At 70.7% G+C, this 15751-nt stretch carries 14 protein-coding genes; 8 read left to right on the plus strand and 6 right to left on the minus strand.

Going from position 1 to position 15751, the window contains the following annotated elements:
- The first annotated feature begins 19 nt into the window (after positions 1 to 19).
- The 5 genes from GEV43_RS30915 (at position 20) to GEV43_RS30935 (ending at position 4689) form a co-directional block, all read left to right on the plus strand.
- Positions 20 to 850 (plus strand): AAC(3) family N-acetyltransferase, encoded by an 831-nt coding sequence (locus GEV43_RS30915; protein WP_160823687.1) that lies wholly within the window; start codon positions 20 to 22, stop codon positions 848 to 850.
- A 104-nt stretch (positions 851 to 954) separates the two neighbouring features.
- On the plus strand, positions 955 to 2319 hold the full coding sequence (locus GEV43_RS30920; RefSeq protein ID WP_309239930.1) for a cytochrome ubiquinol oxidase subunit I: 1365 nt from the start codon (positions 955 to 957) through the stop codon (positions 2317 to 2319).
- A 1-nt stretch (position 2320) separates the two neighbouring features.
- Positions 2321 to 3322: a cytochrome d ubiquinol oxidase subunit II gene (locus GEV43_RS30925; protein ID WP_160823688.1), complete on the plus strand. Its 1002-nt coding sequence runs from the start codon at positions 2321 to 2323 to the stop codon at positions 3320 to 3322.
- A 252-nt stretch (positions 3323 to 3574) separates the two neighbouring features.
- Positions 3575 to 4261 (plus strand): dihydrofolate reductase family protein, encoded by a 687-nt coding sequence (locus GEV43_RS30930; protein ID WP_206681339.1) that lies wholly within the window; start codon positions 3575 to 3577, stop codon positions 4259 to 4261.
- A 26-nt stretch (positions 4262 to 4287) separates the two neighbouring features.
- Entirely contained in the window at positions 4288 to 4689 is a 402-nt protein-coding gene (locus tag GEV43_RS30935) for a VOC family protein (RefSeq protein WP_241683105.1), read from the plus strand.
- Positions 4690 to 4934: 245 nt separating this feature from the next.
- Here GEV43_RS30935 and GEV43_RS30940 read toward each other — a convergent pair whose 3' ends face one another.
- The gene (locus tag GEV43_RS30940) at positions 4935 to 5156 is read right to left on the minus strand and encodes a hypothetical protein (protein ID WP_160823689.1); all 222 of its coding nucleotides are present in this window, start codon (positions 5154 to 5156) and stop codon (positions 4935 to 4937) included.
- Entirely contained in the window at positions 5156 to 5341 is a 186-nt protein-coding gene (locus tag GEV43_RS30945; RefSeq protein ID WP_160823690.1) for a hypothetical protein, read from the minus strand. The genes GEV43_RS30940 and GEV43_RS30945 overlap by 1 nt, the downstream gene beginning before the upstream one ends.
- A 548-nt stretch (positions 5342 to 5889) precedes the next feature.
- Between GEV43_RS30945 and GEV43_RS30950 the strand changes: the two genes are divergently transcribed.
- Positions 5890 to 6999: an XRE family transcriptional regulator gene (locus GEV43_RS30950; RefSeq protein ID WP_160823691.1), complete on the plus strand. Its 1110-nt coding sequence runs from the start codon at positions 5890 to 5892 to the stop codon at positions 6997 to 6999.
- 140 nt (positions 7000 to 7139) lie between these two features.
- On the opposite strand, the gene GEV43_RS30955 is transcribed toward GEV43_RS30950, so the two are convergent.
- Complete coding sequence (locus GEV43_RS30955) at positions 7140 to 7751, minus strand: TetR/AcrR family transcriptional regulator (protein ID WP_160823692.1); 612 nt, start codon at positions 7749 to 7751, stop codon at positions 7140 to 7142.
- Between the two features lie 154 nt (positions 7752 to 7905).
- Between GEV43_RS30955 and GEV43_RS30960 the strand changes: the two genes are divergently transcribed.
- Positions 7906 to 8385 (plus strand): carboxymuconolactone decarboxylase family protein, encoded by a 480-nt coding sequence (locus GEV43_RS30960; RefSeq protein WP_160823693.1) that lies wholly within the window; start codon positions 7906 to 7908, stop codon positions 8383 to 8385.
- A gap of 202 nt (positions 8386 to 8587) precedes the next feature.
- Here the strand turns inward: GEV43_RS30960 and GEV43_RS30965 are convergent, their stop codons facing one another.
- Positions 8588 to 10297: a hypothetical protein gene (locus tag GEV43_RS30965; protein WP_241683106.1), complete on the minus strand. Its 1710-nt coding sequence runs from the start codon at positions 10295 to 10297 to the stop codon at positions 8588 to 8590.
- A 115-nt stretch (positions 10298 to 10412) separates the two neighbouring features.
- On the minus strand, positions 10413 to 11141 hold the full coding sequence (locus GEV43_RS30970) for a hypothetical protein (RefSeq protein ID WP_206681340.1): 729 nt from the start codon (positions 11139 to 11141) through the stop codon (positions 10413 to 10415).
- Positions 11142 to 12197: 1056 nt separating this feature from the next.
- Between GEV43_RS30970 and GEV43_RS30975 the strand changes: the two genes are divergently transcribed.
- Positions 12198 to 14702, plus strand: coding sequence for an RNA helicase (locus GEV43_RS30975; RefSeq protein ID WP_160823695.1), 2505 nt, complete (start codon positions 12198 to 12200; stop codon positions 14700 to 14702).
- Between the two features lie 467 nt (positions 14703 to 15169).
- On the opposite strand, the gene GEV43_RS30980 is transcribed toward GEV43_RS30975, so the two are convergent.
- Positions 15170 to 15553, minus strand: a complete 384-nt coding sequence (locus tag GEV43_RS30980) for a VOC family protein (RefSeq protein ID WP_160823696.1) — start codon at positions 15551 to 15553, stop codon at positions 15170 to 15172.
- Positions 15554 to 15751: the final 198 nt, after the last annotated feature.

Below are 15751 nucleotides of genomic sequence, written 5' to 3' on the forward strand. Positions count from 1 at the left end.
ATCAACGGAACGGAGTGCCATGACGGTGACCACCGAACGGCTGGCCGAGGCGATCGACCGGCTCGACCTCGCGGGACGCGCCGTGATGGCGCACACCTCCCTCCGCTCGTTCGGCGAACGGGTCGAGGGCGGCCCGGACGCGATCCTCGACGCGCTGCTCGACCAGGGCTGCACGGTGCTGGTGCCGTCGTTCAGCGAACCGCAGTTCGGCGTCGCCCCGCCGCCCGGCCTGCGCCCGTCCCGCAACGCGCTCGACTACGCCTCGCCGTTCGCGATCCCGGACGCGCCGCCCGCCGTCTACACCGTCGACTGCGGTGTCGTGAACGCGGGGATGGGCGCGCTGCCCGCCCGCCTCGTCGCCCGTGAGGGCGCCCGCCGGGGCCACCACCCGCTCAACTCGTTCGCCGCCCTCGGCCCCGACGCCTCCGCGCTCGTCGGCGCGCAGGCCCCGGACGACGTGTACGCGCCGATCCGGGCCCTGGTCGAACGCGACGGCGCCATCCTCCAGATCGGCGTCGGCCTCGACCGGATGACCGCGCTGCACTACGCCGAGCAGCTGTCCGGGCGTCGGCTGTTCGTCCGCTGGGCGCTGCGCCCGGACGGCGAGGTCTGCGCGGTGGAGGTCGGCTCCTGCTCGGAGGGCTTCCCGCGCCTCGCCCCGTACCTGCGCGCCCGCACCGCCACCGTCGCCGCGTCCCGCTGGAACGCCTACGAGGCGCGCGCGACCGTGGACGCCGCCGTCGCCGCGCTGACCGCCGACCAGACGATCACGCGCTGCGCGGACCCGAACTGCCTGCGGTGCGAGGACTCCATCGCGGGCGGGCCGATCGGGCCGGTCGCCCTCGGCTGACCCGGCCACGGCTTGATCATCGGCATGCCCGGGGATTGCTGGAGCGGGGGATTCGGTGGGTACGCCGGAGAGGGGAGACGACCAGCGACGACGGGGGACCTGCGGTGATCGTGGGGGTGCTCGCCACGGCGACCGACGCGAATCTCGGCGCGGCGCGGATGCAGATGGCCCTGTCGCTGGGCTGGCACATCGTGCTCGCCTGCCTCGGCGTCGGGATGCCCGCGATCACGCTGCTCACCGAGTGGCGCGGGCACCGCACCGGCGACGTCCACTACCGGCTGCTGGCGCGGCGGTGGGGGCGGGCGATGGGCGTGCTGTTCGCCGTCGGCGCCGTCTCCGGGACGATCCTGTCGTTCGAGATGGGGCTGCTGTGGCCCGGCCTGATGGGCACGTACGGGCAGGTCATCGGGCTGCCGTTCTCGCTGGAGGGCATCGCGTTCTTCATCGAGGCGATCTTCCTCGGCATCTACCTGTACGCGTGGGACCGGCTGCCGCCCGTACCGCACCTGCTGTCGGGCCTGCCGATCGTCGTCGCCGGGGTCGCCTCGGCGTTCTTCGTGGTGACGGCGAACGCGTGGATGCAGCAGCCGACCGGGTTCGACACCGCGAACGGGAAGGTCGTGTCGGTCGATCCGTGGGCGGCGATGTTCAACCCGGCGACGCCGCCGCAGACCGTCCACATGGTCCTGGCGGCGTTCATGGTCGCGGGGTTCGGGATGGCGAGCGTGTACGCGGTGGCGATGCTGCGGGGCCGCCGCGACCGCTACCACCGGCTCGGCTTCCTGGTGCCGTTCGCCGTCGCCGCGGCGATCACGCCCGTGCAGATCGCGGTCGGCGACTGGGCCGCGCACTTCGTCGCGGACCGGCAGCCGGTGAAGCTCGCCGCGATGGAGGGCGTCTTCGAGACCGAACGGGCCGTTCCGCTGCACCTCGGCGGCGTCGCCATCGACGGGGAGCTGCGCTACGCGGTGCCCGTCCCGAACGGGCTGTCGCTGCTGGCCCACTGGGACCCCCAGGCCGAGATCACCGGCCTGAACGGCACCCCGCCCGCCGACCGCCCGCCCGTCAACGCGGTGCATTGGGCGTTCCAGATCATGGTGGGGCTGGGCTTCGCCCTGCTCGCGCTGGCCGCGTGGGCGGCGCTCGGCTGGTGGCGGCGGCGCGCGCTACCGCGCTCGGCGTGGTTCCTGCGTGCCGCCTCGGTGTCCGGGGTCGCGGCCGTCCTCGCACTGGAGGCCGGATGGACCGTGACAGAGGTAGGCCGGCAGCCGTGGATCGTCTACGGCGAGCTCCGCACGGCCGACGCGGTGAACCCCGCGCCCGGCCTCGTCTGGGGGTTCGTCCTGGTCAGCGTGGTGTACGTCGTGCTGACCGTCGCGTCCGTGTACGTGCTGAGGCGGCTGGCGCGCGACGTCCCCGTGCCGGTCGCGCCGCAGGAGGCCGACGTCACCGGATACAAGGTGGTGTGACATGGCCGCCGACATCCTGCTCGCCGTCATGTGGCTCGGCCTGAGCGCCTACGTGCTGTTCGGCGGCGCGGACTTCGGCGCCGGCGTGTGGGACCTGCTCGCGGGCGGCGCCGAACGCGGGCGGCCGGGACGCTCCCTGATCGAGCACTCGATCGGCCCGGTGTGGGAGACCAACCACGTCTGGCTGATCTTCGTGCTCGTCCTCATGTGGACGGGCTTCCCCGAGGTGTTCGCCGCCGTCGCGTCCACCCTCTACATCCCGCTGACCCTGGCGGCCCTCGGCATCATCGCCCGCGGCGCCGCGTTCGCGTTCCGCAAGGTCAGCGTGGAACTGTGGCAGCAGCGGCTGTTCGGCGCGACCTTCGCGTTCTCCTCGCTGGCCACCCCGTTCTTCCTCGGCACCGTCGCGGGCGCGCTCGCCTCCGGCCGCGTCCCGCCGGGCATCGCCGAGGGCGACCTGGTCACGAGCTGGCTGAACCCGACCGCCCTGATCACCGGCGCCCTCGCCGTCGGCACCGCCGCCTACCTGGCCGCCGTCTACCTGACCCGCGACGCCGAACGCACCGGCGAGCACGACCTGGCCCGCTCGTTCCGCAGCCGCGCCCTGATCACCGGTGTCGCGGTCGGCGTGCTGTCCGCCGCCGGCCTTCTGATCCTGCACGCCGACGCGCACCCGCTCTTCACGGAACTGACCTCCGGCCGCGGCCTCCCGCTGCTGGTCCTGTCCATCGCCGCGGGCGTGGCGTCGCTCGTCCTGCTGTGGTGGCGCGCCTACCTCCTGGTCCGCGTCACCGCCGCCCTCGCCGTCGTCGGCCTGCTGTGGGGCTGGGGCCTCGGCCAGTACCCCCACCTGCTCCCGGACCGGAACGTCGACCAGGCCGCGTCCACCAACGCCGTCCTCACCACCACCCTCGGCGCCCTGGCCGTCGGCGCCGCCCTCCTCCTCCCGTCCCTGTGGTGGCTGTACGCCACCTTCCAACGCCAACACCACCCGAACCCCTGACCCGCCGCGGGGTGAAGCGGCAGGACTGAGCGAGACCGGCTCCGGCCGAGGCGGCAGAACGCCGAGCCCCTGCCAGACGCATGACAAGGCCGGGCGAACGCGGCGCACCGACCGACTGAGCGGAGTGTGGTCCTGTCCCTGTGGTGCCAAGCGCCCCGCCAGGTGAATTGATCTGCCGGGAGTTGCTGAGCGCCATGCGGCTGTAGCGCTCCAGAGGGAGCGGTCGACCTCGAACCCCCTTACGGATCACGGTTGGCCGCGACCGATGAGTTCTCCGCCGGCCCGTGGTCTCTCCTGGCACAACGTCGTGATCGACGAGGCGGAGGGGAAATGGGCAAGGTTGTCGCGCAGGCATCGGTGTCTCTGGACGGATTCATCGCGGGGCCGGGCGGTTCGGGATTCGACCGCCTGTTCGCGTGGTGCACCGCCGGGGAGGTGGCGACGCCGTCGGCGCAACCCGACCGGCTCACGTACCGCACCTCGGCCGGGACGGCGGACTATCTCCGCGACACGATGGCGCGCACCGGGGCCTTGGTGGTCGGCCGGGGCCAGTTCGACCTGACCGGTGGATGGGGCGGGTCGCATCCGATCGGGGATGTGCCCGTGTTCGTGGTGACCCACCGGCCGCCGGAGGGCTGGGTGAACACCGTCACCCCGTTCACCTTCGTCACCGACGGCGTCGAGTCGGCGGTCCGGCAGGCGGTCGCGGCCGCCGGCGCGCGCGATGTCGGCATCGGCCCGGGGAGCCTGGTCGGCCAGGCCCTGGGCCTGGGGTTGCTGAACGAGTTGCGGCTGGACCTGGTGCCGGTCGTGCTCGGCGGCGGTGTACGCATGCTGGACGGCGTCGGGGCGGCGCCGGTCGACTTCGACGACCCCGAGGTGATCGTCGGCGCCGGGGTGACACACCTGATCTACCGGCGTTCCGTTCCCACCACCTGATCTGTTCTCTACCTGGAGTGTGCGTGATGACGCAGATGAAGTTCGAACTCGTACCGGTGCCGGTCGCCGACGTGGACCGCGCCAAGACCTTCTACACCGACAAGCTCGGGTTCACGGTCGACGTGGACGTCGAACCCGTGCCGGGAACGCGGGTCGTGCAACTGACCCCACCGGGGTCGGCGTGCTCGATCCTGTTGAGCACAGGACTCCCGGGCATCGCGGAGATGACGCCGGGCTCGTTGCGCAGCCTGCACCTGGTGGTCGCCGACGCGCGCGCCACCCGCGCCGAGCTCGCCGCGAAGGGGGTCGAGGTGGGCGAGGTCGACGAGCACGAGGGCGCCATGCTCTTCGTGCCGTTCGCGGACGTCGACGGCAACACCTGGCTACTCCAGGAAATGCCGTGGCGCTCCGCCGACTTCACCCCCTGACCTCTGCCGCGGAGCCGCCAAGCCCAACCACCCACGCTCAGCCGCCGCAGCGCGCGGCCCCCTCACCCGGGGACGGGGCGTGCTCCCCAGCCGCCTCTCCGCCCCGGGGTTTGGGCCGTACGGCCGCCTGTCACACGCTTCCGGCGGGGGAAGCTCAGTCGGCCGTACGGCGCTGAAGCGGACGCGCACCGGTTCGAACCGCCGTGTCCGGGGGAGGGATGTCGGCACCCGGTGCGCGCCCACGCTCACCGCCTCGCCGGGCACCTGGCGTTGGCGACCCGGGCGTCCAGCAGCAGAGCCCGCAGCATCCCCGGGGTGGACGCCTGCACATGCAGGATCCCGCCGCTCCAGTACAGGTCGATCTCGTGCGTGGCGTCCCACGCCGGGTAGCTGTCCTTCCATCCGATCCACCACTCGGGGAAGTCCTGACGCAGCGCGTGCAGAGCGGCTTGGGTTGCGGCGTCCATCAGCCCCACACCACCGCGCCGGACGACTCGTCCCGCCGGGCGGTCGCGACCGTCCCGAGGTCGGCGTAGACACGGCCGGAGAGCCCGGCCAGCCCGACCCTGCGCACCACGCCCCGCGTCCCGGGCGGCGCGTCGGCCAGTTCGTCGCCCACGTGGCGGCGGGCGCGGTCCTCGTCGTCGGTCACCCCGCCGGCACCTGACGTGACGTCCCAGGAATACAGCGACGGCGGATCGGTCCAGGATCGCCGAATTCCCGTTATTTCTGGACGTGTGTTCGCCCTACGATCGGTCATGGGCCGGAACCTTTCTTCCGGTCAAGGCCCCGGAACCGCCGGTGTTCGCGCACCGGCCCGGGGCCGCCTTGTCTCTGGTGAGCGGGACGCGGGCCCGGATGAGGATTGTCGGACCACTCGGGAATTTCGGTGGCTGGGTCCGCGCCCCGCTTGCGGACAAGTCAAAGCCCTGCGCACGCGACGTGGAACACGCACAATGGCGTAACGGGTGGGGAAGCCCCACCGGGACCGCCATCTCGTTCCGGCGAAGGGTGCATGTGATGTCCCGGCAGCAGCGCCCTGAGTGGGCCGTTCGGCTGCAAGCCGAACGGCAGGCGCGCGGGTGGGGGCCGTTCGGGGCCGCGCGTCGCCTTCGGGAAGCGGTGGGGATCACCCGTCACCCGACCAGCGAGGTCAAGGGGCTTGCCCGGTAGATCGTCCACCACGAGCGAGGCGACGTCGTGCCGATCACGTGGGCCAAGGCGTACGCGATCACCTATGACATCCCCCGCGACGAACTGTTCCCCGGCCCTGTGGGTACCGTGGATCAAAGCGCTACTCCCGACCAGGGGGACGACGATGTGAAACGCCGCGCGGCACTACAACTCATCACCGCCCTCGGCGCCGGGGTCACTGTCCCGCCCGGCGTCCTGGAGGAGTTGCTCTCGGGCATCGACCGTGTCCTTTGCCTCAGTAGTGATATTGAGGAATGGGAGCGAATTGCCTACGACTACGGCCACCAGCTTTATAGGAGGCCGTTCGAGGTACTCATACCTGCCCTGACCGCCGATCTGGTCGCCGTGGGCGAATTGCTCAAGCAAGGTCGTCCGCCTCGCGACCAGGCCGGGCTGCTGCGTGTCAGTGCCGGATTGTCCGGAGTCCTGGCCGAAACACTCAGCAACATGGGCGATGACCGTGCGGCACGACGGACTTGGCACACAGCACGCCAAGCTGCTGATGCATCAGGCGATCGAATGCTGCGCGTGTGGGTCCGTGGCAGAGCCGCACAAAATGCAACGTGGGCCGGGAGCTCGTACGGCACTGTGATGACTATGGTCGATGAGGCCGTCGAAATTGCCAATGATGTGCCATCATCGGGACTCGCGCGCGCCTACGCTGCCGGTGCGTACATGGCCGCCTTCAATGGCGACCAGGCCAGGGCGAACGAGAGCCTTCGTATGCTCAAGAACACCTTCGAACGCCTGCCTCGCACTTCCAGTGAACCCTCCGTTCTGGAGTTCCAAGAAAGTCAATTGCAATGGAATGAGGCATACGTTCGGACGACCTTCGGCGGCAAAAAAACGTCCAGTGCGATAGAGAATGCCGAAATGCTTTACCCCACTACGGCGATGGCGCCCCTTACCAATCTCCGTCTCATGCGCTCCATGGACCTGATCAGGGGACGTGAAGTACGGGAGGGGCTGGACCTGGCCGTCACATCACTCAGCGGCCGGCCACAACCAGTGATGGCCATGCGGCAATTGGTCTCCCAGATTCTGGAAACGCTCCCCTCCGAAGCACGGGCGCTCCCGGCGGCGAGGGATTTGCAGGTGTCGGCTTCCGGTACCTGACCGCCCATGGCAACGCGACGGACGACCCTCCGTCGCGAGCCGCTGGCCAGGGCGCGCTTGGTGACGGGGGAGCGTGCCGGGCAGTCTGCATCCCGCAGGGGCTGCCGGTCCTCAACGCCGTGATTTGTGAATGCTGCCGCTCAAGCGGTGGCCGCACCGTCAAGGCGGTGAGGGGGTGGGTTCAGTGCGCGCAGGACGTGGGTGATGAGCGTGTCGAGGTAATCGGGGTCGGGCATGCCGAGGTGGAGGGCGAGGCGGTGGTAGATGGGGCCGAACAGCAGGTCGAGGGCGACGTCGAAGTCGGCGTCGACGGGCAGTTGCCCCTGCTCCTGTGCTCGGCGTAGCCGGTCCTTGAACTTGGCGATGCGTGGTTCGATCAGGCGTTCGCGCAGGGCGCGGGCGAGGTCGGGGTCGTACTGCGCCTCGGTGATCACCCCGGTGACCGGGGAGGTGGGTTGCGGCGTGAGCAGGTTGATGACCTCGGACAGCTGGGTGTGCAGGTCGGCGGCCAGATCGCCGGTGTCGGGCGGGTCGGCGGTGACGGCCGCGGCCTCGTCGATGAGGTCCAGGACGACGGCGCCCTTGGACGGCCACCACCGGTAGATGGTCATCTTGCTCACTCCGGCCCGGGCGGCGATGGCCTCGATGGTCAGCCGGCCGTAGCCGTTCTCCTCGCAGAGCTCCCGGGTCGCGGTGAGGACCGCCAGGCGACTGCTCTCCCTGCGGCGCGGTGCGTTCGGTGCCTTGACCATGCCCTCCATCCTAGCGATACGGGACGTACCGTTGACAAAGGCCGGTGTGTGCCGTCATCCTCGAATCGATACGGTACGTATCGTCCATCATGGTCCGCGACGCGCTGCCGGGAGTTCTGCGGACGCGGTGACCAGCACACAGTGAGGAAGCATCATGGGCCCTCGTTTCAACCTGCTCGACAGCCCGACCGCCGCGAAGGTCGCCAAGCGGTTCTACACCGCCGCGGCGGCCCTGGACGGGTCGACGCTGCCCAAGTCCCTGCGGGAACTCGTGGAGCTGCGGGTCGGCCAGATCAACGGCTGCGGCTTCTGCGTCGACGTCCACACCAAGGAGGCCGCGGCCGCCGGTGAGAGCGCGCTCCGGCTCAACCTCGTCGCCGCCTGGCGGCACACCACCGTGTTCACCGACGCCGAGCGGGCGGCGCTGGCGCTCGCCGAGGAGGGCACCCTGCTCGGCGACCGCGGCGTGTCCGACGAGACCTGGGCCGAGGTGCGCAAGCACTACGACGACGATGAGGTCGGCGTGCTGGTCTGCCTGGTCTCCCTGATCAACGCCGCCACCCGGATGAACGTGATCGTGCACAACCAGGGCGGCTCCTACGAGCCCGGCGTGTTCGCCAGCACGGTGAACTGACCGGCAGTCGGAACGCGGGCCCGGCTCAGGATCGTCTGATCTGAGCCGGGCACGCATGCCACGGACGACGAGCCGCCACCTGTGCAACCGCTTGTCCACCGAGCACTCCCCTGCGGAACGACATCGTCGCCTGGTCGCGGGCGCTCGCGCCGATCCTTGGAGAAGGTGGTGGTGGTCTCGTTTGGTGGGCGGCGTCGCGGGATCAGTGGGTCGCGAAGGTGGCGAGGTTGAGGGAGATGGGCTCGGGCTTTCCGTTGTTCTGGACGGGTGAGGCGGTCAGGACGTCGAGATGCTGATAGCCGGGAGCGATGACGTCGCCGGGCTGCGGGTTCCTGGCGCCGAGGCCGTCGCCGGCCTCCAGGTTGAGTGTCGGGTTGGCTTTGATACCGCCGCTGTGAACGGCGTCGTCGGCGATTCCCGGGGACGCGGCGAGCGCGATGTCCGTCACGAGCTTGGTCGGGAAGTAGTGCTCGGTGAAATCGAGGGGATGCTCGGAGAGGCTGCGCGCGAGCTGGGCGATGTCGGTGACCTCCTTGGCGGGCGTCGTGAACGGCTTTCCGTCCTTCGAACGGTGCGGAAGGCCGCCGACGTCGTCGTAATTGCGCCACGAGTACAGCGGGCCGTTCGGCTCGTCGGGGATCGCCTTCTTCTCCGTACCGAGAAGGGAGCCGAGCCCGCCGGACAGCTCGTTCGGAAGCGGGAACTCCTTGTCCACGATCCGGCCCCCGTCGAAGAAGCCGACGCTTGTCTGGAGGAACGCGAGGGGCTCGGAATTGTCGTCCAAGAGACCGCCGAGCGCCGCGGCGTTGGTGAATCCGAAGTCCTTCACGGTGGGCGAGCCCTTGAGGAACGTCGGGTAGTCCTTCGAGAACAGCAGCCGGTACGTCGTGTCGGTGTTGAAGCTGGAAGGGATGTAGGTCGCGAGGTCGGACCGGCCGGTGGGGGAGAGGCGCGCGGCGAGGCCCGCGATCGACAGCAGGTTCATCGTCTCGCTGTTGATGAGCGCCGGACCGGAAAGGGTGCGCGGGATCACGCCGTACTCAAGGCCGATCTTCACCGCCTGGGCTCCGAACCGGATGAGCGGGACGAGTTCGGTCGGGACCTGGCCGTCCATTCCGGGCAGCGACGTGGAGATGCGGGTGTCGAGCGCGAAGTAGCCGGAGCACTGGTTGTAGCCGGCGTCCGAGGTGGTTGAACGGTTCCCGTCGAAATCCCATTGGGCGAAATAGCCGGTGAGGATTCCGCCCAGGGAATGGCCGCCGCACAGCACCTTGCGTTTACGCACTGCCTGGTCCGGCAGTTCCCTTGCGAGCAAGTCGTACTGGTCGCGAACGGTTTGCTCAAGCCCCACGTTCTGGAGGAAGCCGACCTGGTCGTTGCCCAGATAGCCGGCGAACCTGCGTCCCTCTACCTCCTTGTTCCGGTAGTAGTAATCGACGGCGAGATGGGCGTCGCGCGCGGCGAGCCCGGCCCGCACACCGGTGCCGTCCTCCAGGCAGTTGGAACGCCGGTCGAGCGCCCAGAACTCGACGTGCCTGCCCTTCTTCGCCGCCTCGACGATCGTGTTGCGTGCCACGCCGTCGAACGCCCCGGCCCCCTCCAGCACGCCCGGCTGCGCCACCATGATCCTGTCGGCGTCCGCGCTGCCCGCGGGCCCGTCCTTGTGCCGGAACCGCAGGTAGGACAGCCAGTCGCACGCCTCGGGACGCGGTCCAGCGGAGGCCGGCAGCGGGGCCCTGACCCGTACCACCGACTCGTTCACGTCGGTGATCGGCGAGCTTCCGGCGACGGGCGTCTCCACTCGTTCGCCAGCGCGGGCGACCGCGGGGACCTGCGCGGCGGTGGCCGCGGTGGCGGTTGCGGCTCCCAGCGTCAGGGCCAGTACGGGGACGCACAGGACGCGGTACGGCATCGGCTTCTCCTTCGCGACGGCGTGCGCCAACGATCGACCTTCCGGCCGCGCCGCGACACTCACCGCAGTGCGGAATCGCCCGCCCCGACCCCGCGCCGTTCTGACAGCTCGCCGCTCAGCGCTCCGCCGCGTTCCGGAACTTGAGGGTGAACGGCGCGAGCCGCTTCGGCGACAGGTCGGGCGCCAGGACCATCCCGAGGACGGAGGAGTCCGCCCACGCGCACACCGCGGCCGAGAACCCGGACTTGTCGCCGCCCTTACCGCACCGCAGGACGCCGCCGAGCCTCCCTGCCGGGTAGCGCCTGTCGTTCGACACGTTCGAGCCGAGCAGCACGCCGTCCACGATCGACGACGGGTTCTCGGGGACGTCCTCCCCGGTGAGCGACAGCGTGGACAGCTGGTAGCCGACGAAGACGACGGTGTTGCCGCCGCCGTCCGAGTAGAGCGCTGCCTTGGCCGCCTTGGCGGTCCGCTTGCCCAGCAGGCCGCCCGACTTCGCCATGTCCCTGCGCATCTCCGCCACCAGCCGCCGCGCCACGCTGCCGTTCTCCTGCCGGTACCCCGCGACCGACTTCGGCAGCTTGAGCGTGCGGGGCGGCTCGGTGGGCTTGACGGACGGCGGCGAGGACGGCGCGGGTACGTCCGGGATCACCGGGCCCGTCGCCGTCGGAAACGGCGCGCCCGCCTCCGCGCCCTTCTTCTCCTCGCCGTCACCGGACGTCAACGCGACGCCGCCGCCCACGCCGCCCGCCACCAGAACAAGTCCACCCGCGATCGCCAGCCCGACGATCAGCCCGGTGTTCCGCCGCTTCGGCCCGCCTGGCGCGGGCCACGCGCCGGGCATTCCCGGCGGCATCCCTTGCGGCATCCCCTGTGGCGCGCCTGGGCCCCAGCTCCACCCGCCGACCTGCTGCGTTCCGGGACCGCCGCCCTGATCGGACCCCCACGGCCCCGCCGCCCCGGTGTCCCACGGCCCCCAGGAAGCATCGGAAGCATCGGAAGCATCGGAAGGAGAGGCCCAGCGCGGCTCCGCCCCGTACAGCGGAGGCCCGGCCGGACTGGCAAACCCCTGACGCTCGCCACCCGCGTCCGGCCCGCTGAACTTTTCCGGTCCGCCGCCCCCGTCCGGCCTGCTGAACTTTTCCGGTCCGCCGCCCCCGTCCGGCCTGCTGAACTCTTCCGGTCCGGCGCGCCCGTCCGACCTGCTGTATCCCTCCGATCCGCCGAGCCCCTGTGGTCCGTCGCCCCCTTCTGGGCTGCCGGGCCACAGCGTTCCGCCGGTTTCCTGCGGGCTGCCGGGCCCTTGCGGGGCGCCGGAGCCCTGCGGTCCGCCGGGTGCCTCAGGCCCCGTGTACCCCTGCGCGCCGCTGAACTCCTCCAGGTCGCTGAGCGCCTCCCGTTCGCCCGAGTCCTGCGGGGAACCTGACCCCTGCGGGGCACCGGACCCCTGCGGGGCGCCCGGCCCCTGCGGATCGTCGGAGCCCTGCGGTCCGCCGGGTGCCTCCGGGCCTGTGAACCCCTGCGCGCCGCTGAACTCCTCCAGGCCGCTGAACGCCCCCCGTTCGCCCGAGTCCTGCGGGGTGCCCGGCCCCTGTGGGGCGTTTCGGTCGTCGGTCGGGGAGGGCCACGGGTCGTTCGGCGGAGGGGGTGGCGCGCCGGCGTCCGTGCTTTCGGGGTCGGGGGGCTGGACGGTTCGGGGGCCTGCGGTGCGGGGTCCGGACGGGCGGGAGGAGGGGCCTGGTGATCGTCGGGGTTCATCCGGCGTCCTTCAGGTGATCACGATGGGACCGCGAGCCTATAGGGACGCGTCGGGCATTTTGCGCGATTAGCGCACTCCGGTCAGGGGAGCGGTCAGGGGCCTGTGGTACGGGCAGGGGGCGATCACGGGCAGGATGGAGGGGTGAGCCTTATCGATGAGCTTCCCTCCGGTGACGATGTCGGGCCCGATTCGCTGTTCGAGGCGTTCGAACGGTGGGTGTCGGGGCGCGGGATCACGCTGTATCCCGCGCAGGAGGAGGCGCTGATCGAGGTCGTCTCCGGGGCCAACGTGGTGCTGTCGACGCCGACCGGGTCGGGCAAGAGCCTGGTCGCGGCGGGCGCGCTGTTCGCGGCGCTCGGCAAGGACCAGGTCGGCTTCTACACCGCGCCGATCAAGGCCCTGGTGTCGGAGAAGTTCTTCGACCTGTGCGAGATGTTCGGCCGGGAGAACGTCGGCATGATGACCGGCGACGCCTCGGTGAACGCGGACGCGCCGATCGTGTGCTGCACCGCCGAGGTGCTCGCCAGCATCGCGATGCGCGACGGCGCCGACGCCGACGTCGGCGTGGTCGTCATGGACGAGTTCCACTTCTACGCCGAGCCCGAACGCGGCTGGGCCTGGCAGATCCCCCTGCTGGAGCTGCCCCGTGCGCAGTTCCTGCTGATGTCGGCGACGCTGGGCGACGTCTCGTTCTTCCAGAAGGACCTGACGCGGCGCACGGGCCGTCCGACCGCGCTGGTCACCTCTGCTGAACGGCCCGTCCCGCTCATCTACGACTACCGGGTCACGCCGCTCCACGAGACCATCGAGGAACTGCTCGCCGAGCAGAAGGCCCCCGTCTACCTGGTTCATTTCACGCAGGCGGCTGCCATTGAACGGGCCCAGTCCCTGATGAGCATCAACGTGTGCACCAAGGAGGAGAAGGCCCGGATCGCGGAGCTGATCGGCCATTTCCGCTTCACCACGAAGTTCGGCCGCAACCTGTCGCGCTTCGTCCGGCACGGGATCGGCGTCCACCACGCGGGGATGCTGCCCAAGTACCGGCGGCTCGTCGAACGGCTCGCGCAGGCCGGGCTGCTCAAGGTCATCTGCGGCACCGACACCCTCGGCGTCGGCGTGAACGTCCCGATCCGCACGGTGGTCTTCACCGCGCTCAGCAAGTACGACGGGCACCGGGTGCGGCGGCTGCGGGCCCGCGAGTTCCACCAGATCGCCGGGCGGGCGGGCCGCGCCGGGTTCGACACGGTCGGGTTCGTCGTCGCGCAGGCCCCCGAGCACGTGGTCGAGAACGAGAAGGCTCTCGCCAAGGCCGGCGACGACCCGAAGAAGCGCCGCAAGGTCCAGCGCAAGAAGCCGCCGGAGGGCTTCGTCGGCTGGGACGAGGACACCTTCACCAAGCTCCAGACCGCCGAGCCGGAGATGCTGCGCTCCCGGTTCCAGGTCAGCCACGCGATGCTGCTGTCGGTGATCGCCCGTCCCGGCAACGCCTACGAGGCGATGAAGCGGCTGCTCACCGACAACCACGAGGAGCCCGCCGCCCGCCGCCGGCACATCTCCCGCGCCATCGCGATCTACCGTTCGCTGCTGGCGGGCGGCGTCGTGGAAACGCTGGAACAGCCCGACGAGCAGGGCCGGTACGCCCGGATCACGGTCGACCTCCAGGACGACTTCGCGCTCAACCAGCCGCTGTCCACGTTCGCGCTCGCCACGTTCGAGATCCTGGACCCGTCCTCCCCGTCGTACGCGCTCGACGTCCTGTCGGTGATCGAGGCGACCCTGGACGACCCGCGCCAGATCCTCGCCGCCCAGCTCAACAAGGTGCGCGGCGAGGCCGTCCAGGAGATGAAGGCCGAGGGCATCGAGTACGAGGAGCGGATGGAGCTGCTCCAGGACGTCGACTACCCGAAGCCGATGGAGGAGGAGCTCGACGCCGCGTACGAGATCTACCGGGCCGGGCACCCGTGGGTGGGCGACCACCCGCTGCGCCCGAAGTCGGTCGTCCGCGACATGTACGAGCGGGCGATGACGTTCACCGAGTACATCGGGTACTACGAGCTGGCGCGCGGCGAGGGCCTCGTCCTGCGCTACCTGTCGGGGGCCTACAAGGCGCTCCAGCAGACCGTCCCGGAGTCGATCAAGACCGACGACCTGATCGACCTGATCGAGTGGCTCGGCGAACTGGTCCGGCAGGTCGACTCGTCCCTGCTGGACGAGTGGGAGCAGCTCGCCAACCCGTCCGACGACCCGGACGAGGTGATCGAGGAGCGCGTCACAAGGGTCACCGCCAACGCCCGCGCGTTCCGCGTCCTCGTGCGCAACGCGCTGTTCCGGCGGGTCGAGCTCGCCGCGCTCGAACGCTACGCCGAGCTCGGCGAGCTGGACCCCGACCTCGGCGCGGACGGCTGGCGCGAGGCCATGGACGCCTACTACGAGGAGCACGACGAGCTGCTGACCGGCCCGGACGCGCGCGGCCCGAAACTGCTGCAGATCGAGGAGGTCCCCGAGGACGCCCTGTGGCGCGTCCGCCAGGTCTTCCACGACCCGGCGGGCGACCACGACTGGGGCATCGATGCCGAGGTCGACCTCGCCGGCTCCGACCAGTCCGGCCAGGCCGAGATCCGCGTAACCTCCATCAACCGCCTCTAACCCAGGCCGCGCGCCGCGAGGCCGTCGCAGGCCACGGCGTCCAACGCCTCTGCCCCCGGCCGCGCTCCCGCCGTGCCGGCCCGTAAGGTCCGCGCGCTGAACGCCTGCGCTAGCCGCGCGCTCTGGGCGCTCCTGTTGGGCACCGCGTGCTGGGCGCCCGTGTTGGACGCCGCGCGTTAAACGCCTGCGCTGGGCGCGCGTGCTGGACGCCCGCGCTGAACGCCCACGCTGGACGCTGGGGCTGGGCGCCCGTGCGGGATCCCGCGCGCTGAACGCCCGTGCGGGACGCCGCGCACCCCGGGGCGGGCCGTGCGTTGCATGTCGTACGCCGCGAAGCGCGTACTGCGGCTGCGAGGCCCGGCCCGCGCGCCTTGAGCCGCCACGGGCCAGGGCCAGGACGCCCAGCGCCCCGGAGTCCCCCACCCCGCGGCTTGGACCTCTGGCCCGTGGCTCGTGTGGTCGGGGGGTCAGGAAGGCCAGCCGCCGTAGGGGACGGTGAGGAGTTCCATGCTGTGGCCGTCCGGGTCGGGGAAGTAGACGCCCCGGCCGCCGTCGCGGGTGTTGATCTCGCCGGGACGGCCGCCGCCGGGGTCGGCGTGGTAGCCGCAGCCCGCCTCCTTGACGCGGGCGAACATCGCGTCGAACTCGTCCTCGCTGACCAGGAACGCGCAGTGGTGCGGGTGGAACCCCGCGGCGTCCATGAAGTCGATCGTCACCCCGTTGGAGATCTTGACCGGGATGAACGGCCCGTACTGCGGCGCGGGCACCAGGCCGAGGATTCCCGCGAGGAACGAGGCGGAGGCGTGCTTGTCGGTGGCCGGGACGATGATGTGGTCGAGAACGGCGGGCATCGGATGACCTTCCTCGTTGTCGGCTCCCTCCGAGTCTGCGGGCTCGACCGCGCTTGAGGTCAAGCCCGCGGACCATCCGGGAGAGCCACCGTTGTTGAGTGGGCACTCACTCAGAACTGTAGACGACGGAGCGGCGGATGTCACCGCCACCCGTTCGGAGGGCACGGAGCGACTGATCACTTTCCGTCATGAACTGTA

The organism is Actinomadura sp. J1-007, from assembly GCF_009793335.1.
GTDB lineage: Bacteria > Actinomycetota > Actinomycetes > Streptosporangiales > Streptosporangiaceae > Spirillospora > Spirillospora yumaensis.